General features: G+C 63.2%; 16 protein-coding genes and 1 riboswitch. Of the genes, 13 read left to right on the forward strand and 3 right to left on the reverse strand.

Translation table 11 applies throughout. The features are described 5' to 3' along the window. Position 1 precedes the first annotated feature (1 nt). The 3 genes from ACNKU3_RS04090 (at position 2) to ACNKU3_RS04100 (ending at position 4007) form a co-directional block, all read left to right on the forward strand. Complete coding sequence (locus ACNKU3_RS04090; RefSeq protein ID WP_418258140.1) at positions 2-757, forward strand: SDR family NAD(P)-dependent oxidoreductase; 756 nt, start codon at positions 2-4, stop codon at positions 755-757. 68 nt (positions 758-825) lie between these two features. Beyond that, complete coding sequence (locus tag ACNKU3_RS04095) at positions 826-1500, forward strand: TetR/AcrR family transcriptional regulator (RefSeq protein ID WP_418258141.1); 675 nt, start codon at positions 826-828, stop codon at positions 1498-1500. A 110-nt stretch (positions 1501-1610) separates the two neighbouring features. Continuing rightward, a complete protein-coding gene (locus ACNKU3_RS04100) occupies positions 1611-4007 on the forward strand; it encodes a sulfatase-like hydrolase/transferase (RefSeq protein ID WP_418258142.1) in 2397 nt (798 codons plus the stop codon). A 77-nt stretch (positions 4008-4084) separates the two neighbouring features. Here the strand turns inward: ACNKU3_RS04100 and ACNKU3_RS04105 are convergent, their stop codons facing one another. Beyond that, positions 4085-5977: a S8 family serine peptidase gene (locus ACNKU3_RS04105; protein WP_418258143.1), complete on the reverse strand. Its 1893-nt coding sequence runs from the start codon at positions 5975-5977 to the stop codon at positions 4085-4087. A 102-nt stretch (positions 5978-6079) separates the two neighbouring features. Further along, positions 6080-6295 (reverse strand): hypothetical protein, encoded by a 216-nt coding sequence (locus ACNKU3_RS04110; protein ID WP_418258144.1) that lies wholly within the window; start codon positions 6293-6295, stop codon positions 6080-6082. A gap of 94 nt (positions 6296-6389) precedes the next feature. Between ACNKU3_RS04110 and ACNKU3_RS04115 the strand changes: the two genes are divergently transcribed. After that, complete coding sequence (locus tag ACNKU3_RS04115; protein ID WP_418258145.1) at positions 6390-8807, forward strand: hypothetical protein; 2418 nt, start codon at positions 6390-6392, stop codon at positions 8805-8807. 38 nt (positions 8808-8845) lie between these two features. Beyond that, on the forward strand, positions 8846-9760 hold the full coding sequence (locus ACNKU3_RS04120) for a hypothetical protein (protein ID WP_418258146.1): 915 nt from the start codon (positions 8846-8848) through the stop codon (positions 9758-9760). A 51-nt stretch (positions 9761-9811) separates the two neighbouring features. Here the strand turns inward: ACNKU3_RS04120 and ACNKU3_RS04125 are convergent, their stop codons facing one another. Then, positions 9812-9955, reverse strand: a complete 144-nt coding sequence (locus tag ACNKU3_RS04125) for a hypothetical protein (RefSeq protein WP_418258147.1) — start codon at positions 9953-9955, stop codon at positions 9812-9814. A gap of 194 nt (positions 9956-10149) precedes the next feature. Continuing rightward, a riboswitch (TPP riboswitch) is annotated at positions 10150-10244 on the forward strand. Positions 10245-10344: 100 nt separating this feature from the next. On the opposite strand from ACNKU3_RS04125, the gene thiC reads away from it, so the two are divergent. The 8 genes from thiC to ACNKU3_RS04165 all read left to right on the forward strand — a co-directional run bounded on the left by thiC (position 10345) and on the right by ACNKU3_RS04165 (position 18656). Then, the gene (thiC, locus tag ACNKU3_RS04130) at positions 10345-12297 is read left to right on the forward strand and encodes a phosphomethylpyrimidine synthase ThiC (RefSeq protein WP_418258148.1); all 1953 of its coding nucleotides are present in this window, start codon (positions 10345-10347) and stop codon (positions 12295-12297) included. After that, positions 12294-13403, forward strand: coding sequence for an FAD-dependent oxidoreductase (locus tag ACNKU3_RS04135; protein WP_418258149.1), 1110 nt, complete (start codon positions 12294-12296; stop codon positions 13401-13403). Before thiC ends, ACNKU3_RS04135 begins: the two co-directional genes overlap by 4 nt. After that, on the forward strand, positions 13400-14185 hold the full coding sequence (locus ACNKU3_RS04140; RefSeq protein WP_418258150.1) for a thiazole synthase: 786 nt from the start codon (positions 13400-13402) through the stop codon (positions 14183-14185). The genes ACNKU3_RS04135 and ACNKU3_RS04140 overlap by 4 nt, the downstream gene beginning before the upstream one ends. Positions 14186-14193: 8 nt before the next feature. Continuing rightward, a complete protein-coding gene (gene thiE / locus ACNKU3_RS04145; RefSeq protein WP_418258151.1) occupies positions 14194-15702 on the forward strand; it encodes a thiamine phosphate synthase in 1509 nt (502 codons plus the stop codon). A gap of 19 nt (positions 15703-15721) precedes the next feature. Next, a complete protein-coding gene (thiS, locus tag ACNKU3_RS04150) occupies positions 15722-15919 on the forward strand; it encodes a sulfur carrier protein ThiS (RefSeq protein WP_418258152.1) in 198 nt (65 codons plus the stop codon). Positions 15920-15925: 6 nt separating this feature from the next. After that, a complete protein-coding gene (locus ACNKU3_RS04155) occupies positions 15926-16912 on the forward strand; it encodes a ThiF family adenylyltransferase (protein ID WP_418258153.1) in 987 nt (328 codons plus the stop codon). Between the two features lie 134 nt (positions 16913-17046). Then, positions 17047-17439 (forward strand): hypothetical protein, encoded by a 393-nt coding sequence (locus ACNKU3_RS04160; RefSeq protein WP_418258154.1) that lies wholly within the window; start codon positions 17047-17049, stop codon positions 17437-17439. 32 nt (positions 17440-17471) lie between these two features. Next, a complete protein-coding gene (locus ACNKU3_RS04165) occupies positions 17472-18656 on the forward strand; it encodes a PQQ-dependent sugar dehydrogenase (RefSeq protein WP_418258155.1) in 1185 nt (394 codons plus the stop codon). Positions 18657-18658 lie beyond the last annotated feature (2 nt).

Below are 18658 nucleotides of genomic sequence, written 5' to 3' on the forward strand. Positions count from 1 at the left end.
ATTGAGCGATAACACTACACGGCCCGTGGCCTTTGTGACCGGCGCCTGTTCCGGCATCGGCAAGGCCACCGCCAGACTGTTTCTCGAAGCGGGCTACGCCGTGGCCCTGGCGGACATCAACGCCCGGGCCGGTGCCGACACCGAGGCGGAGTTCGCCTCGATCGGCCCCTGCAAATACCTGGCCTGCGACGTCAGCGACGATGCCAGTGTCGCCGCGGCGGTGCAGGCCTGTGTGGAATCCCTGGGGCCGTTTTCGGCGGTCTTCAACGCCGCCGGCATCGACGGTGAACACGGCAAGGCGACGGCCGACACCAGTGCCGAGAACTGGCACCGGGTGATCGGTATCGACCTCACCGGCATGTGGCATTGCCTGCGCCACCAGATACCGGTGATGCTGGCGAACGGCGGTGGCGCCATCGTCAACTGCGCCTCGGTTGCGGGCGTGGTCGGTGCCCCGTTCCTCTCGCCCTACGTGGCGGCCAAGCACGGGGTGGTAGGCCTGACCCGCTGCGCCGCGCTGGAATACGCCCGCCAGGGCATCCGCGTCAATGCCGTCTGCCCGGGGATGATCGATACCCCCATGTCGCGCGCCTCGATGAATCCGGAATTGCACAAAATGCTGATCGAGCAGAGCGCGATCGGACGGCTGGGCAACCCCGAGGAGGTCGGTGCGGCGGTGCTCTGGCTGTGCAGTGCGGGTGCCAGCTTCGTCACCGGGCAGATCCTGCCGGTGGACGGTGCCTGGACCGCCGCCTGACACACGGCGGTTTACCCCCGCGCGGAAATCCAGTTCAATGGGCTTGTTTACGGCAGGAGCCCGGGGCAATGGAAGGAAAAACGCACAGCGCGCCATCGGAGGCAGTGGAAAGTCGGGTGGATAACCGCCGTACCGGCTCAGCCGACGCCATCCTGGACGCGGCCGAAAGCCTGTTCGGCCGCCACGGCACCGAGGGCGTGTCCCTGCGCCAGATCGCGGTAGCTGCCGGCTCCGCCAACCATTCCGCGGTGCAGTATTACTTCTCCAGCAAAGAGGGGCTGATGCGCGGTATCTTCGAGCGGCGCCTCAAGTCCCTCGAACGCGCGCGGACCCGCTTGCTGGACCAGGCCACGGAGCGGGGAGAGGAGGGCGACCTGCGGGTCCTGCTGACCGCCCTGTTGCGGCCGATCGCCGAGGAGCGGGATTCCGAGGGCCGCTGCTCCTTCGCCGCCTTCCTGCTCGGTATGCGCCTGTTCGCCGATATCAAAGTCTGGAGCCGCTACTCCGAGGGCGCCACCGTCACCCGCAAAATCAACGACCTCATGAACGCCCGCCTCGAGGCCCTGGCCCTGGCAGACCCGCATACCCGCATACACTGCGCGGTGGTGGTATTCCTGGTGGCGGTCATCGACTGGGATCGGGGTATCACCGGGGGCGAGGATCGCTCCAGTAGTGCCCGCGACCGCTACCTGGAACGGGTGCTGGATTTCGCCGCGTCAGGGCTGCAGAGCACGATCGCTTGACTTGCTAAGACGCCCGTCTTAACCTTCGGCCCCAGTTTTCCTGCCCCGCGGGCGCCTGCCTGCACCCGCGGGATCAGTACACGCGTTCCGAACACAAGGCGGAGGCCAATATGAAAATAAGCTCACTCATCGCGCCGGTCGCGGCGGCGGTCATGGTCGCCATCAGCGGCCCGGCGGCAGCGCAGACCACGGCGGAAAGAATGGCGCTGCCCATTCCCCCGAAACCCTATGAAGGTAAGCTGGAACCCACCGCCAAGGCGTCCACCATGCAGTTGCCGGGCAAGGTGAGTGCACCGGAGGGCGCGCCGAATATCCTGCTGGTGATGACTGACGACGTCGGTTTCGCCTCCGTGAGCACCTTTGGCGGCCCGGCGCCCACGCCGAACCTGGATGAGCTTGCCCGGAACGGCCTGCGCTACAACCAGTTCCACACCACGGCGATCTGTTCCCCGACCCGCGCGGCACTGCTGACCGGGCGCAACCATCACGCGGTGGGCCTGGGTACCCTGTCGGACATTCCCACGCCGTACCCGGGCTACACCGGGCGCATTACGCCCGCGGCGGCGACCGTGGCGCGCATCCTGCGCGATAACGGCTATTCCACTGCCATGTTCGGCAAGGACCACAACATTCCGCAGGAGGAGCGTTCGATTGCCGGCCCCTTCGACCAGTGGCCCACCGGGCGCGGTTTCGACTATTTCTACGGCTTCATCGCCGGCGACTCGGACCAGTTCACCCCGGCCCTGTATGAAAACATCAGCCCCGTGGATGACGCGGACCGTCCCGCCAACTACCTGCTGGACGAGGAGCTGGCGGACAAGGCGATCAACTGGATTTACAACCAGAAGGGCGCCGCGCCGGACAAGCCGTTCTTCATCTATTACGCCAACGGCTCCGCCCATGCGCCCCACCAGGTGCCGCAGGAGTGGATCGCCCGCTTCCACGGCAAGTTCGACCAGGGTTGGGATGTGCTGCGTGAGCAGATCCTCGCCCGCCAGATCAAGATGGGCGTCGTGCCCAAAGGCACCAAACTCGCCGCACGGCCAGAGCAGGTTCCCGCCTGGGACAGCCTCAGCGACAAGCAGCGCAAGGTCTACGCGCGCTTCATGGAAGTCTACGCTGCCCAGCTGGCCTTCCAGGACGAGCAGTTCGGCCGCATCATGGACGAGCTGGAGCGCATGGGTCTCGCCGACAACACCCTGGTGGTATACGTTGAGGGCGACAACGGCTCCAGCGCCGAAGGCGGGGAGTGGGGCTCCATCAACGAAATGGCGGACCTGAGCACCGGCACCCACGGCCTTCCCCTGGACTACCTCGCCGAGCACCTCGACGAACTGGGTGGCCCGAACACCTACCAGGGCTACCAGTCCGGCTGGAGCCTGGCCACCGACACGCCGTTCCCCTGGTTCAAGCAGATAGCTTCGCATCTCGGCGGCACCCGCAACGGCCTGGTGGTTTCCTGGCCCGGCCACATGCAGGACACCGGTGAGGTGCGCAGCCAGTACCACCACGTGATCGACATCATGCCGACCCTGCTGGACGCCGCGGGGGTACCCGCGCCGAAGTATGTCGATGGTATCGAGCAGATGCCGGTGCACGGCAAGAGCATGCTGTACAGCTTTGCCGACGCCGACGCACCCTCGGTCCGCGATACCCAGTACTATGAAATCATGGGCCAGCGGGCGATCTACCACGACGGCTGGATGGCCAATACCACCCCGATCAACATGCCATGGAACATGCCGGTGACCAGGGGTGGCGATACTACTGCCTACGGCTGGGAGCTCTACAACCTGAGTGAGGACTTCAGCCAGTCACACAACCTGGCCGCGAAAAATCCGGAAAAGCTCGCCGAAATGCAGGCGCTGTTCGACCAGGAAGCGCGCAAGTACAACGTCTACCCGATCCAGGATGAAGGCGGCATGCAGCGCGGCATGGTCATGATGATGGCCACCAAGAAGCGTCCGCGCATGGAATACACCTACTGGGGTCCGGATGTACAGGTCCAGTTCGGCGTGGCGCCGATGATCTTCCACATGCCTTTCAGCATTGAAGCCGATGTGCGCATCCCCGAAGCGGGCGCGGAGGGTGTCGTGTTCGCCGCGGGCAGCAAGTTCGGCGGCTGGAGCTTCTACCTCGAGAATGGCAAGCCCACGGCCTATTCGTCGGTGTCCGGCCTGCCGCTGGAAGGTGCCCAGTCGAAGGTGTCCGCAAAGTCCGCCCTGAAACCGGGCGCCCACAAGCTGCGTTACGATTTCCAGATCACCGGCGACGACGGCCTGATGAGCATCAGCGTCGACGGCGAGAAAGTCGCCGAGGGCAAGATCGTACAGCGGCCGAAGATGCTCGCCGGCAACGGTGAAACCATGGATACCGGGCGCGACAGCAATGTGCCGGTGTCACCGGACTACCACAACGAAGGTGTCTTCACCGGCGCTATCGACAAGGTCACGGTAAATCTGCAGATGCCGGCGATGGCGGGCAAGAAACCGGCCCAGCAACACTAGGCCGGACATTGCAGTTCGAAATGAGGCCCCTCCTGCAGGGGCCTTTTTCGTTGTGGCGCAGTCCGCGCGGGTAACGCCTACGGCGCCTTGCGCTGCTCCAGCAGGGCAACCGACGCCTTCGGGTTGAGCAGCTTGATAGTGCGGGACTCGAGCTGCTTTTCATCCGCGCCGTCGAGGATAAGGCTGCGCACTTCCGCCACGCTCAGAGCCGGATCAAGGGCCCACAGCTTGGCCGCGAGGTTGAGCACCTGGGGTGAAGCCATCGAGGTGCCGCTGAACTTGATGCGGTCGCCGCCCGGTACATAGCTTTCCACTTCAAAGCCGTTGGCGTAGATATCGACCTTGCCGAGACTGGTGAAGCTGGTCTCGTCGCCGGCGCTGTCCACCGCGCCGACGCTGAGCAGGTTCGGGTATTCGTAGCTGCTGGGGTAGAACTCGTCGAATTTGACGTCGTTGTCGGAATTGCCGGCGCTGGTAATGAAGAGTATCTCCGGGGACCCGCCGATGGCCTCGCGCAGGCCGGCGTCACCGATATCGTAGATTTCGCGGGCCAGAGCCTTGCGTTCGTCAACGCTGGCGCCGACATTGTGTGCCTCGAGAGCCTCTTCGATACTGCGCAGGCTGCCGCCCCAGCTCATGTTCACGGCGCGGACCTTGTTGTTGCGGAAATAGGCGCCCACCTCGCGGAACATGGCGGCGTCGCGCTCGGCCTGTTCCAGGGTCGGTTCCAGCGGCATCTGGGTGTGGTTGTAGGTCATGCGCGCCACCAGCAGGCGGGCAAAGGGGTTGCCCTCCAGCGCGATGCCGGCGACATGGGTGCCGTGGGCGTAGCCACTGTAAAGATTGAGCGATTCCAGGAAGTCCTTGACCTCCGCCTGGGGCAGGGCGGCGATGTGCTTGCGCAGGGCCGCCGCCTCTTCGCTGTCCACGTTGGCCAGCATATCGCCGAGCCCCTTCGAGTATTGTTGCCAGTCCCGCGGCTGTACGCCGAAATCGCGCTGGATGGGGTGCAGCAACTCGGTCACCTTGTTGGATTCCAGGTCGTAGGCGACGCCGTGGATATCGTCGACGTAGCCGTCGCCGTCGTCATCGGCGCCGTCGCTTTGCTCCGCGGTGTTGGTCCACAGCTGGCCCTGGGGGCCGAAGATGGCGGTATCCACGCCTGAATCCCAGACTGAAATAACGGTGGGCGAGGCCGCAGCATCGGCTGCCAGGTCGACTGTACGCGCTGCCCAGATGTCTTCTTTGGCGACATCGTTAGCGGCGATATAGTCGCCCAGTACTTCGTTGATCGCCCCTGCGTTGGGAATGAAATAGTCGAGGGTAAAGGAGACCCCCACCAGTGCGGATGCCACGTCGTAGCTGATCTTGCCGCCGGTGTTGTCCAGCAGCGGCTGGAAAGTGGACTCCAGGTTGCCCAGCACCAGCGGGCGGGTGAGGAACTCGGTACGGCCCTTGGTGCTCTTCAGGTTGTCCTGCACGGTGGCGTAGGGCAGGGCCTCGACAGCCTTCAGCAGTTCCTCGCCAAACGCGTTGGCTGCATTCGCGGTGCCGGCCAGTTCTGTCCGCGCGATCACTTCACCGACCAGCCCCATGGTCAGCCGGTTGGCCTCCTTGGTCTCCAGCGCGCGGCGTTTCTCCAGCAGGTCCAGGTAATCCTGCCAGCGGGATTCCAGCAGGGCCACGGTGCCGAGGTCGGTATAAAAGTCCTGTACCGTGTTGTCGTCGCGAATGTCGTAGTTCGCGAGGTCGGACTGTGCGTCTGCGGCCACTGCGGCTGCCAGCTTCAGCAGCGCACTGCGATTGGCGGGCTCATAGAGGTCTACCACTTTTACATCGAGCTGGTATTCGTGCCGCGGCAGGTCGTCTTTCTTTTCGATCACTGGCTTGCTGTCGGCGGCCAGGGCCAGAGAGGGAGGGAGTGCCAGGATGAGTAGTGCGAGGAAACCAATGCGCATTTTTTGTGTCACGAGTGCTTCTCCATGGACGGTTTGATCGGTCGATTGCATAGCTGTCTGGTTGAATTGAAGGCGGAAGAAGCACGAAAGTAAAGTCAGACGATTGGGACTGTATTACTGCATGCCGGTGATGCGGTCGGGCAGCGATTGCGCAAATCCCACGGGAATGTGTTGCTGTAGGCCCGGATTGACGCCTGCAAATACCCTTAAGCTCAATAGCGCCAGCTCTGCCGAATTTCCGACAACGAAAGTCAGGAAAAAATTTCGTTGACGGTTTTTTTCATTTTTTTCCGGTAAAACAGCCCGTTTTTCGTTGACACGAACTTGCATCCCTAACAATACTCGAGCGCGACTTCTGGTTCGCTCGGGAATATAACGACGCGCCGGACCACTTCGGGACCATTACCTACGCGAGCTTATATACATGCGATTTGATGCCAAAACCTTCTCCATGATTCGAAAGCGCGGCAGTCAGATTGGTTTGCTCGCGTTGTCCTCACTGGTTCTGGTGAACTGCAGTTGTAAACAGGAACCGGGCAATGTCGACCTGAGCTGCGTGCCATCCAAATGCACACCCGGAGACGACAGCTGTTCGATTACAGTGGAGTTTCTCGACCACAGTGTAGCCCTCGCTCCCGATCCCTATTTTGAGGATAACGAATTCATCTCCATGTCCCCCATGGGCAAGGATAACTACACGAGCAAGACGAGCATCAAGAAGCACCCGGAATTTGAAAGTGAACATGCCTACTACCGTTATGTTTTCACCTTTGATCCCGCGGAAGCCGTCGACGGTGTTTACAAGTATGCCGCAAAAGTGAGGGGCAAGGTCACGCCACCCTATTCTGGATCAATCAAGGTCGAGACTTGCGCTGGAGAGATCACCCTGGGGGAGGCACTGGGTTCACTGCGCGTCGCGGTCGAATCGACGTCGGTTTCGGTCGAGCCTGAAACCGGCCCCGAACTGTTGCCGGACTATGTCGCCAGCGGTGCCTTTATCCCACCGGTGACGGCGACATGGACCAGCAGCAATCCCGACTGGGTGGTGTCCGAAGACAGCGCTACCGGCAAGCCGGCAATCGCCTATGTCGGTAACGCCGAAGTCGGAACATACAATGCTGATGTGTTAAAACTGACCGTTACCGCCACGATGAACGACGGGAGCGAGCAAACCGTCGTTATTCCTGTCTCTGGCTTCTATGGGTCGTTTTTTGCGCCGGGTTCCCGGGTAGTGGCCAACGTCCAGTACGCTCTCGCGGGCGATGAGGTTACCCTGTTCTATGAACCCACCTACGACAACCAATTGGAGTACTCGGAGGAAACCGCGACCTGGTCCCTGTCCTATACGTCCAGCGAAGGCGTCACCAGTGATATCATCGACGCGTTTAACGATGGCGCTGAAGAAAACGTCCGAACCTTTATCGCGCAAAACCCGGGCATCTACACTGCCAGCGTATTGAGAGAATACTATTACGTTTACAAAGGTGTCGGCGTCACGCCAGAGCTTGCTTCCCAAACCCTGAGCACTTCTGTTGAGACTCTCGCGCCAGCGGTGTACGTGACTTACCGCCCCATCGCGGAGACCATCAATATTGGTGAGCCGGTTGTCTTCGACGCCAGTGGTTCGACCTTGCCCCCCGGTTCGGAGATTGTCTGGGAAATACTGTCCCAGCCCGCCGGGGGCGCCGCGGTTATTCTCCCGGAGCCAGGTAACAGCCGGGTTGCTACCCTGACCCCGGATGTGGTCGAAGGTGAATACCAGGTGATGGCGGAGCTTCGTGTACCGTTCCGGGAGGCTACCTACAGCGAAGTGGTGACCTTCTCCTTTCTGTCCGCCCCCGTCGCCGGTCCTGCCACACAGCAGAGCAGTTTCACCGCCGGCGACACGGTGCCACTGGGCCTCGACGGTTCCACCTACCCCAGCGGTTCAACCTTCGAATACACGCTGGTTGCTGCACCCGAGGGAAGTGCCGCAGAAATTACAGCGTCCCCCAACGGGACCGGCTCACTGGTAACAGACCTCGAAGGGATGTACGAGGTGCGGCTGACGATTACCAACAACGAGGGTGAGGTCTCCGATTACACCACGCTCCTGACTGTTACCGCCGGCGCTGTTCCGGGCGCGCCTCCGGTGTTCACCGCGGCGTCGGTAGCTGTCAGTGTCGATGAAAACAGCATTAATACGGGCTATACCGCGGCTGCCAATGATGCCGACGGCGATGTACTCACTTACGCCATCAGTGGCGGTGCGGACCAGTCGAGCTTCTCACTGGAGGGTGGAGAACTCCTGTTCCTGGTCGCTCCCGACTATGAAGCGCCTGCGGACAGCAATGCTGACAATGTCTACGAGGTCGAGGTGACGGTCACCGACGACAGCGCAGACATGTTCAGCGCCAGCCAGCAGGTTCTGGTAACGGTGAATGACGTCGACGAGTCGCAGGCGGTGGCACTCGATGTGATGAGCGCGCTGCCGGTGGTGGACAATGACGGCAGCACCGATGAGGTTATCGTCATCGATATCGATACCAGTGAGCGCATGGTCGCGAATGCCGCGGTTTCGGGGGTGGGGCCAAACACAGCGCTGGTGCTCTACGGGAACTATACCGGTGGCGCCAATACCGCCAATGTCTACGACAGTAGCGGTAATCCCTTCGCGTTAGTGAACTTTGCCAACGGGGCGGTGCTCAATGCCAACAGCAGTCACAAGATCCAGCTGCAACGGGATGACGGTGATTACTACCAGGTCATCCTGAGCTTCCAGGCAAGCGGTGCTGTGGGGGACATGACGCTGGTTAATCTTTCCGGCCACAACTGTGGACCGGTGTTGAGTGATTGTCCGTAATGCAGCGGGACATGGGAATCAAGGGTGGCGTAAACCGTATGAACAAGACCAGACTGTTTGTTTCGATAGCTCTGCTGTGTCCCCTGTTGTGGGCCTGCAGCGATGGTTCCGACAATAATCGCAACACGGCAGGGGACGAGATAGTCGAACCTGAACCCCAGCCGCAAGCTGAGCCACAACCGGAGCCACAACCCGCGCCGGAGATCGAGGTCACCGATGTCGAACTGTCAGCGGCCGATATCGATGTGCTGTCCACAGTGGCAGGCGATCTCGCCCGTGGCGGGTATGGCGCCGCCGGCACCGGGCTTGTCACCCTGATGGAAAACTACCCTGAAAGCGAGCAGCTTCGCGGTCTTTACGGCGAAATGCTCACCCGCCAGGCGGGGCTTTCCCCGCGCCAGTTTGCCATTAGTGTCGGCGCGGAGCCGGTGGAGGTGGTCGACGAAAGCGGTGCAACGGTTGCGGAGACATCATCGATCTCACTGTATCAAAGCCTCAACGCGCTGGCCGATGTGCAGGACACCGACGAATACCGTGTGCGCTTCCTCAGCGGTCGGGCTGCCCTGGAGTGGCGGATGCGGGGCAAGACCCTTTCCGACCTGTCCTCCACGGAGCAGGCGGAGATCGGCGCTGTCGCGGCCGTGCATGCCACCCGCCTGGCCTACGCCGCGGTCGGAGGCGCGCAGAGCGCCGCGGGGATTTTCACCACCGAAGCCCTCGAGTCGGCTATTGAAGCCAACCTGCCGGCGGTGAGTGAGGAACTGGGTGAGACCCTGGCAATCGTATCCAGGACGTCCGCGGCGATCCAGCAGCACTACCCGATCGCGGAAATCAGCGAGATGCCGGTCTATGTGCCTCTAGCCCTGAATGCATTCGCCAATACCCGCATAGATGATGGCAGCCTCTCTGCCGAGGAGGCACTTGCCTTCATCTATTTCGCGACGGGAATCTGATTTACAGCAGCGCTCGGGCAGCCTGCTGCCGGACGCACGCGTGGCGGGAAGTTAATCCAGGTAACGTTCTCCTTGTGGATTCAGCGTGCCGGAGATGGCAATAAAAGGCTGCGCCTGCGTACGCACCCGCAGGGTGAGTGAGGCGTAGTTCCTGGCACCCGCGTGCTGGTTCAGGCCCTTGCGGATTGCAGCCATTACCCTGACAGCCTCTTCCGCGGATTGCGCGGCACACCTTTCCCTGCGGGTTTGCAAAGTGGTATTCCGTTATTTTCTGCCCAGATTGTTGAGCTTTTTGTGACAGTGCTCACCAGTCGTCCTGGCGCTGGCGGGTAAGGTGCCACACTTGTCGAGTCTTGCATTGGCAACAGAGATTGATTAGTGTGGCGCCAACATTCTTGTCGGGGTGCCTGCTTGCCAGGCTGAGAGATCACCCGTGGAACCTGACCAGGCTAGTACCTGCGTAGGGAACAAGAGAGTCACTTCGTGCGTCGCCACCCGTCCCGGGTGGCGTGTACGCAGGCCGCTTTCCCACAGGCATCTTTCCAATCCACCCCGGCGTTGCACACGCCACGGAGGATATCGCCATGGGGCGCCAGCAGGACCTGAAAGTACTCAGCCGGGAAGCACAGGCGGATATGGATTCGCTACAGGGATTTCCCGCCTCGCGAAAGATTCACGTACAGGGTTCACGGCCCGACCTGCAGGTCGCGATGCGCGAGATCAGCCAGCTGCCGACGACCGTTGCGCTGGCTGGCGGCGCCACCGAACAGCGCGCCAACCCGTCAATCCGGGTCTACGACACTTCCGGTCCCTATACCGATCCCAGTGCCAGTATCGATATCCGCAAGGGCCTGCCCGCATTGCGGGAACACTGGATCGCGGAACGCGATGACAGTGAAATCCTGCCCGCGGGAAGTTCCGCCTTCGCCCGCGAACGCCTGGCTGACGTGGCACTGGACCACCTGCGGTTCGACCTGACGCGACCGGTGCGCCGCGCGCAAGGCGGGCGCAATGTCTCCCAGTTGCACTACGCGCGGAGGGGCATTATTACGCCGGAGATGGAGTACGTTGCCATCCGCGAGAATATGGGCCTGCAGCAGGCGCGCGAACTGGGGGACCTCGGGAAACAACACCCGGGCGAGGCCTTCGGCGCCGGGATTCCCGAGGCGATTACCGCTGAATTCGTGCGCAGTGAAATCGCCGCGGGCAGGGCGATCATCCCCGCCAATATCAACCACCCGGAAATCGAACCGATGATTATCGGCCGCAATTTCCTCGTCAAGATCAACGGCAACATCGGCAACTCGGCGCTGGGTTCCTCCATCGAGGAGGAAGTCGCCAAACTGACCTGGGGTATCCGCTGGGGCGCCGATACCATGATGGACCTGTCCACCGGGGCCAACATCCATGAAACCCGGGAATGGATCGTGCGCAATTCCCCGGTACCGGTGGGAACCGTGCCGATCTACCAGGCACTGGAAAAAGTCGACGGTGTGGCCGAGGACCTTACCTGGGAGATTTTCCGCGACACCCTGGTAGAGCAGGCGGAGCAGGGTGTCGATTACTTCACTATCCACGCGGGCGTACTGCTGCGCTACGTGCCCCTGACCGCGAAGCGGGTGACCGGGATCGTCTCCCGCGGCGGGTCCATCATGGCCAAGTGGTGCCTCGCCCACCACCGGGAAAATTTCCTCTACACCCACTTCGAGGAAATCTGCGAGATCATGAAAGCCTACGACGTGAGCTTCTCGCTGGGTGATGGCCTGCGCCCCGGTTCCCTGGCGGACGCCAACGACGAAGCCCAGTTCGGCGAACTGGAAACGCTGGGTGAACTGACACAAATCGCCTGGAAACACGATGTACAGGTAATGATCGAGGGTCCGGGTCATGTGCCGATGCACATGATCAAGGCCAATATGGACAAGCAGCTGGAGCACTGCCACGAGGCGCCTTTCTATACCCTCGGACCACTGACGACCGATATCGCGCCGGGCTACGACCACATCACCTCCGGCATCGGTGCGGCGATGATCGGCTGGTACGGCACCGCCATGCTCTGCTACGTCACACCCAAGGAGCACCTGGGGCTGCCGAACAAGGACGATGTGAAAACCGGGATCATCACCTACAAGCTCGCCGCCCACGCGGCGGACCTGGCCAAGGGACATCCCGGCGCGCAGCTGCGCGACAACGCCCTGTCACAGGCGCGTTTCGAATTCCGCTGGGAGGACCAGTTCAATCTCGCCCTGGACCCGGACACCGCACGCGCCTACCACGACGAAACCCTGCCCAAGGAGTCGGCCAAGGTCGCCCATTTCTGTTCGATGTGCGGCCCCAAATTCTGCTCGATGAAAATCACCCGGGAAGTGCGCGACTATGCGGCGGAAAATGGCTATGAGGTCGCCGGTGAAACCATTCGGATGGTCGACCTCGATACCGAAATGCAGCGCAAGTCCGCGGAATTCCGCGCCTCAGGTGGTGAACTGTACCGGGAAGCCGGGGAGGCTGCAGGCGTGCCGCCGGAGCGCGCGCAGTGAATATCGGTATCGCCGGCGCCGGACTCTGCGGGCGCCTGCTCGGCTGGCAGTTGCTGCGCGGCGGCCACGCGGTGACCTTGTTCGACCGCGATGCCAGTGGCGCACAGTCTGCGGGACACATTGCGGCGGCCATGCTGGCGCCCTACAGCGAGGCGGTTACCGTGGGGCCGGAAGTCCTGGAACCCGGTCTCGCGGCCCTGGAGCAATGGCCCCGGTGGCTGGAGCTGCTGGCCGAGCACAGTAGCCGCGAAGTCCCGCTGCGTATCGATGGCAGCCTGGTCGTTGCCCACAGCGGCGACCGGGCGGACCTGCACTGGTTTCATCGCCGCCTGCGCGGGCTGGAGACGGAAATACAGGGCGACAGCTGGTGGTTGCAGCGCGAGCAGGTCGCGCTGCTGGAACCGGCGCTGAAGGAATTCTCCGAGGCGCTGTTGCTGCCCCGGGAAGGCTGGGTGGATAACCGCGCCCTGTATCTGGCACTGGGTGATGCGATCGACGCACTGGGTGGTCGGTGGCAGGTGGGCCGGGAAATTCTCGTGGTTGCTGCGGGACAAATTCGCTGCGCCGGAGGTGAAGAACGCTTCGACCTGGTGCTCGATTGCCGCGGCTTTGGCGCCAGGCAGCAACTGGAAAATTTCCGCGGCGTACGCGGCGAATTACTGCGGGTTCGCGCGCCCGAGGTACGGCTGGGCCGGCCCGTACGCCTGATGCATCCGCGCTACCAGCTGTACGTGGTGCCGCGCCCGGCCGGTGTCTACATCATTGGCGCTACCGAAATCGAAAGCGAATCGATGGCGCCGGTGACCGTGCGCTCCAGTCTCGAGCTGCTCTCTGCGCTGTACACGCTGCACAGCGGGTTCGCCGAGGCGGAGGTGCTGGAAGCCAGCGCCCATTGTCGCCCGGCTTTCGCCGACAACCTGCCGCGAATTATCCAGCGCGAGGGACTGTTGCAGGTCAACGGGCTCTACCGGCACGGATTCCTGCTCGCCCCGGCCCTGGTGAGCAGCGTCCTCGCCGCCATCGAGGGCAGCGAAGTCTGCCCGCCGATACAACTTGAACACTACCGAGAGCCACCTGGCCAGGTGGCGAAGGAGCCCAACCGATGAACGACAGCTGGTCAGCCTACGGCGTCGAGATGCACAGCCGCCTGTTGCTCGGCACTGCCCTGTACCCCTCGCCCGAGGTCATGCAGCAGGCCGTGGCGGCGAGTGGCGCCGAGGTGGTTACCGTGGCGCTGCGCCGGCAGGCGCCGGCCAACGGCGGAGGCAATACCATCTGGGATTTTATTCGCAGGCTGGACCGGCGCCTGTTGCCGAACACCGCCGGGTGCCACTCGGCACGGGAAGCGGTCACCCTGGCGAAGATGTCCCGGGAAATATTCCATACCAACTGGATCAAGCTGGAAGTGATCGGCGACGACTACAACCTGCAGCCGGACCCCTTCCAACTGGTGGAAGCGGCTCGCGAACTCGTCGCCGACGGCTTTGCGGTATTTCCCTACTGCACCGACGACCTCGTGCTCTGCCAGCGCCTGCTCGACGCCGGCTGCGAGGTGCTGATGCCCTGGGGCGCGCCGATCGGCACCGGGCAGGGCCTCGTCAACCCCTATGCGCTGGAAACCCTGCGCGCCCGGCTGCCTGCAGTGCCGCTGATTGTCGACGCCGGACTCGGCGTGCCCTCGCACGCCGCAGCCGCGATGGAAATGGGCTGTACCGCAGTGCTGCTGAATACCGCCGTGGCGCGGGCCGCCGTCCCGGAAGCCATGGCGCGCGGTTTTCGTGCCGGTGTCGAGGCCGGTCGTACGGCCTGGCTGGCGGGCGCGATGCCCAAACGCCAGACGGCCGAACCCAGTACCCCGGTGCTCGGCACCCCGTTCTGGCAGCAGTGAGGCAGTCGATGGATACAGGAACAATGCAGCCAGTCGTCTACGCCATCGCCGGTTCCGATTGCAGTGGCGGGGCAGGGGTGGAGGCGGACCTCGCGACCTTTCGCGACCTCGGCGTATACGGCTGCAGCGTGATCACTGCGCTCACCGCGCAGAACCGCAATGGCGTCCAGCGAGTGACCGCCACGCCGCTGGAACAGGTGCGCGCCAGCCTGGCCTCCCTGCGCGAATGCTATCCCCCGGCCGCGGTAAAGCTGGGGATGCTCGCCAGTAGCGATATTCAGGCGCTGGTGGGCGAGTACCTGCAGCAGGTCGACGTCCCGGTGGTCTGCGATCCGGTACTGGCGGCCTCTGCCGGCGGTACTTTGCTGGATGATGACGGGATCGCAGGCTACCGGGAACTGTTGCCGCGGATCAGCCTGCTGACGCCCAACCGGGACGAGGCGGAGCGCCTGTGCGGCTTCGCCATCGACGGCCCGGGGCAGGTGGAGGCCGCGGCCCGGTACCTGTTGCGGCTCGGTTGCGGCGCAGTGCTGGTCACCGGCGGGCATCTCGACCTCGGTGACGGCTATTGTTACGACTATTTCTGCACTGCCGGAATGGCGTTCTGGTTGCGCGGGGAACGTATCCCGACGCCGCACAGCCACGGCACCGGTTGCACCCTGTCGTCGGCGATAGCCGCCGCCCTGGGCCGGGGTTACGCGCTGGAAGACGCCGTCGTACTGGGCAGGATGGTCGTCGGCCACGGCCTGCGCCATGCGCGGGCACTGGCTGGCGGCAGCGGCGCGGTGGACCACGGTAGCTGGACCGCGCAACTCGCGGACCTGCCGGGCCTGTGGTCCCGCTTTCCCGGCGACACACAATCCGTGGAGTTCCCCGCGATGGATACTGTGCCCATGGGGCTCTACCCGGTGGTCGATTCCGCCGAATGGGTGGAAAAACTGTTTGCCGAGGGCGTATCCACGGTACAGTTGCGCGTCAAGGATGCTGAAGAACACGCGCTGCGCGAGAGCATCCGCAGGGCGGTTGCCGCCCAGCGCAGATACGGCGCACAGCTGTTTATCAACGATTACTGGCAGCTGGCCATCGACTACCGGGCCTACGGCGTGCATCTCGGCCAGGAAGACATCGCCACCGCCGACCTGGCGGCTATCGCCGACGCCGGCCTGCGGCTGGGCCTCAGCAATCACGCCTGGCATGAACTGGCCAGGGCCCACGCCCTGAAACCTTCCTATATCGCCCTGGGCCCGATCTACAGCACCACCACCAAGGCTATGCGTTTTGCACCCCAGGGCCTCGCCCAGTTGCAACAATGGGTGGATACCCTCGGCGGGCATTATCCGCTGACGGCCATCGGGGGTATCGATGAAGCTCGCGCGGCGGCGGTGGCGGCCACCGGTGTCGGCAGTATCGCCGTGGTCCGGGCAATTACCGAGGCGGCGGATTACCGCCGGGCGGTGCGCAGGCTGGCGTCCAGCCTGCGCGCGACCGGGGGGTGGGAACCAATGTCGAACCCGTAAAGGACGAGGAATCAGCAGCATGAAAATACTGGTTAATGGTGAGTGGCGCCTCACCGGGTCGGAGACCCTCGAGGACCTGGTCCGCGAGTTGGATTTCAGCGAAGGCGAGGTTGCGACAGCAGTGGATGGCGTATTCGTCTCCCGCGGCGGGCGCGAACACACCCTGATCCACGAGGGCACTGTGGTGGAAATCGTCTCCCCGATGCAGGGTGGCTGAAGCGCAATGAGCGACACACAACGGTACTCCCGCCAGACCCGCCTGCCGGATATCGGCGAGGACGGGCAGCAGCGCCTGGGTGCTGCCCGGGTGCTGGTTGTGGGTGTCGGCGGCCTGGGGCTTCCGGCGGCGGCCTATCTTGCCGGTGCCGGAGTTGGGCATATCACCCTGGTCGATCACGACGTGGTGGAGCTGCACAACCTGCACCGGCAGGTCTTCTACCGCGAGGAGGATATCGGCGCGGCCAAGGTGGCCGCTGCGGCGCGTCACCTGCGCGGGCTGAATTCCGCAATCTCCATAACCGCCTGCCGGGAGCGGCTGCGCGATGCCAACGTGGCGACGCTGGTGGCGGAACACGACCTGGTCCTCGATACCGCGGACAATTTCACCGTGACCTACCTGCTGAGCGATAGCTGTCTGGCGGCGGGCAAACAGCTGGTCTACGCCGCACTGCTTGGCCAGCGCGGCCAGCTCGGCGTCTTTTGCGGCACAGCGCCCAGTTATCGGGCGGTGTTTCCCGAGGTGCCCGCGGCGGCGGGCAACTGCGAGAGCAATGGCGTACTGGGTACCGCAGTTGGCGCGCTGGGCGCGATGCAGGCACAGGAAGCTATCAAGCTGCTGGTCGCATCACGCAGTGCATTGACCGGCAAGCTGCTCACCGTGGATTTCTGGCACAACCGCTTTGCCACCCTGGATTTCCAGGGCGCAGCCGAGCCTGGAGCATGCACCCGCATTCCGCTACTGGCCAGCGTGGACCTGCGGTCGACGGACCAACTGGTGGATGTGCGTTCGGACCCGGAGCGCGCGACGGATGCCGTGGAAGGCGCACTGCACCTGCCCGGGTACCTTGGCGACCCTGCCTACCGGGAACTGCTCCCGCAAGCGGGGCGGCTGGTGTTTTTCTGTGCCAGTGGCGTCCGGGCACAGGTCGCGGCCCGGCGGTGCGCCGAGTTGCACCCCGGCGCGGAGGTCGCTGTCCTGCTGCGGGACTGAAGTGGCGGCGCAGGCCACGTTTTTGGCGCGCAGCGTCATGTGGGAAGTTGCGACCCGGGTCTAGCATGGAAGTGTCGGGGGCAGTGGATCACTGCCACGAGACGCAAGACCCTTAATGGCATCGGAGGCTTCCCATGTTGACAGAACTGCACCGTGACTGGATGTACACTTGCGCGTCTGCGAAGGCGATACAGGGCCTGCTCGACGAAGGTTTGATTTCCCAGCTTCGGGCACTGGAACTGAAGGCGGCGCTCAGCAACCCGCAGCGGATGGCGGCCAGTCTTGCTGCCCTGGAGATGGGGCGCGTGGAAAACGTCGCCATGGCCCTGGCCTGTGAGTGCGCCCTGTTGTACCAGGACGCGTCGCAGCAGGAAGATCCCGGCAAGGGCGATTACCTCAAACTGGCTGCCCGGGCGATGATGCTGGAAGACATGCCGGAACCCTTTATCCGGGTGAGCCTGTCGGCCCTGCTCGACGAAACCCGGACAGAGGATTTTCAGCCTGAATTGCAGGTGAAAGCCTGCTAGGATTGGGGCCCCAGTTTTTGATGTATTCGTGAATGCCAGCCCCGACCCGGATTCCACCTGAATCACTCGCCGCTTCCCACCATTCCCTTACTTTATTCGCCACCAGCCTGTTGCTTTCGCTGGTGGCAGCGCTCTCCCTCAGTGCCTGTGCGGCCGAAGCGCCGGACCATCCATTCGCGGTGACCGTCAAGGCTGACTTCGACCAGCCCTGGGCCATGACTTTCCTTCCCGATGGCCGCCTGCTGGTCACCGAGAAAGCGGGTACCCTGAAACTCTATGACGACGCCGGCGTGATCGGCGAGGTGGCCGGTGTGCCGGATGTGGCCTTCAGCGGCCAGGGTGGATTGGGCGATGTCGTCCTGCACCCGGACTTCGGCCGGAACTCCCTTGTTTACCTCAGTTATGCCGAGAAAGGCGCGGGTGGCTATGGCGCGGCTGTTGCGCGCGGTGTCCTGCAACTGGATTCGGCGGGCGGTGGCCAGCTGACCGAACTGCAGGTGATCTGGCGGCAGGTGCCGAAAGTTTCCGGCGCTGGTCACTATGGCCACCGCATCGCCTTCGGAGCAGACGGCAAGCTCTGGATCAGCTCCGGTGAACGGCAGAAATTCGATCCAGCCCAGGATATGGGCGCAAACCTCGGCAAGATTATCCGACTCAACGACGACGGCAGCCTGCCCGGGGACAATCCCTTCGCCAACCGGGGTGGAGTCGCCGCCCAGGTCTGGACGCTGGGTCACCGCAATCCCCTTGGCCTCGCCTTCGATGGCAGCGGCCAGCTCTGGGAAGTGGAGATGGGACCGTCCGGCGGCGACGAGCTGAACCGTATCGTCCGCGGGGAAAACTACGGTTACCCCATCGTGTCCGAGGGGCGGCACTATTCTGGCATCGACATTCCCGACCACGACACGCGTCCGGAATTCGCGGCACCGATAATCGCCTGGTCACCGGTGATTTCACCTTCCAGCCTGATCTTCTATGACGGCGAGGAATTTCCCCAATGGCGCGGAAACGCCTTCATCGGCGGGCTTTCGTCGAAATCCCTGGTGCGTATCCAGTTTGCGGGTGACAGCGCCAGGGAAGCGGAGCGCTTCGCTATGGGCGCGCGCATCCGCGAGGTGGAGCAGGCGCCCGACGGCAGCCTCTGGCTGCTGGAAGACGGGTCCAAGGGTTCTGAAGGGCGTTTGTTGCGCCTCGCCAAGCCCGCGCAAGGCGACTGATC

This window comes from Haliea sp. E17 (genome assembly GCF_048323675.1).
In the GTDB taxonomy this organism is placed as follows: domain Bacteria; phylum Pseudomonadota; class Gammaproteobacteria; order Pseudomonadales; family Halieaceae; genus Mangrovimicrobium.

Excerpts from the sequence above, each read along its gene's own strand:
- ACNKU3_RS04095 (WP_418258141.1), top strand. The coding sequence starts at position 826 with ATGGAAGGAAAAACGCACAGCGCGCCATCGGAGGCAGTGGAAAGTCGG.
- ACNKU3_RS04100 (WP_418258142.1), top strand. The coding sequence starts at position 1,611 with ATGAAAATAAGCTCACTCATCGCGCCGGTCGCGGCGGCGGTCATGGTC.
- ACNKU3_RS04110 (WP_418258144.1), bottom strand. The coding sequence starts at position 6,295 with ATGCAAGTTCGTGTCAACGAAAAACGGGCTGTTTTACCGGAAAAAAAT.
- ACNKU3_RS04115 (WP_418258145.1), top strand. The coding sequence starts at position 6,390 with ATGCGATTTGATGCCAAAACCTTCTCCATGATTCGAAAGCGCGGCAGT.
- ACNKU3_RS04120 (WP_418258146.1), top strand. The coding sequence starts at position 8,846 with ATGAACAAGACCAGACTGTTTGTTTCGATAGCTCTGCTGTGTCCCCTG.
- ACNKU3_RS04125 (WP_418258147.1), bottom strand. The coding sequence starts at position 9,955 with ATGGCTGCAATCCGCAAGGGCCTGAACCAGCACGCGGGTGCCAGGAAC.
- thiC (WP_418258148.1), top strand. The coding sequence starts at position 10,345 with ATGGGGCGCCAGCAGGACCTGAAAGTACTCAGCCGGGAAGCACAGGCG.
- ACNKU3_RS04140 (WP_418258150.1), top strand. The coding sequence starts at position 13,400 with ATGAACGACAGCTGGTCAGCCTACGGCGTCGAGATGCACAGCCGCCTG.
- thiE (WP_418258151.1), top strand. The coding sequence starts at position 14,194 with ATGGATACAGGAACAATGCAGCCAGTCGTCTACGCCATCGCCGGTTCC.
- thiS (WP_418258152.1), top strand. The coding sequence starts at position 15,722 with ATGAAAATACTGGTTAATGGTGAGTGGCGCCTCACCGGGTCGGAGACC.
- ACNKU3_RS04155 (WP_418258153.1), top strand. The coding sequence starts at position 15,926 with ATGAGCGACACACAACGGTACTCCCGCCAGACCCGCCTGCCGGATATC.
- ACNKU3_RS04160 (WP_418258154.1), top strand. The coding sequence starts at position 17,047 with ATGTTGACAGAACTGCACCGTGACTGGATGTACACTTGCGCGTCTGCG.
- ACNKU3_RS04165 (WP_418258155.1), top strand. The coding sequence starts at position 17,472 with ATGCCAGCCCCGACCCGGATTCCACCTGAATCACTCGCCGCTTCCCAC.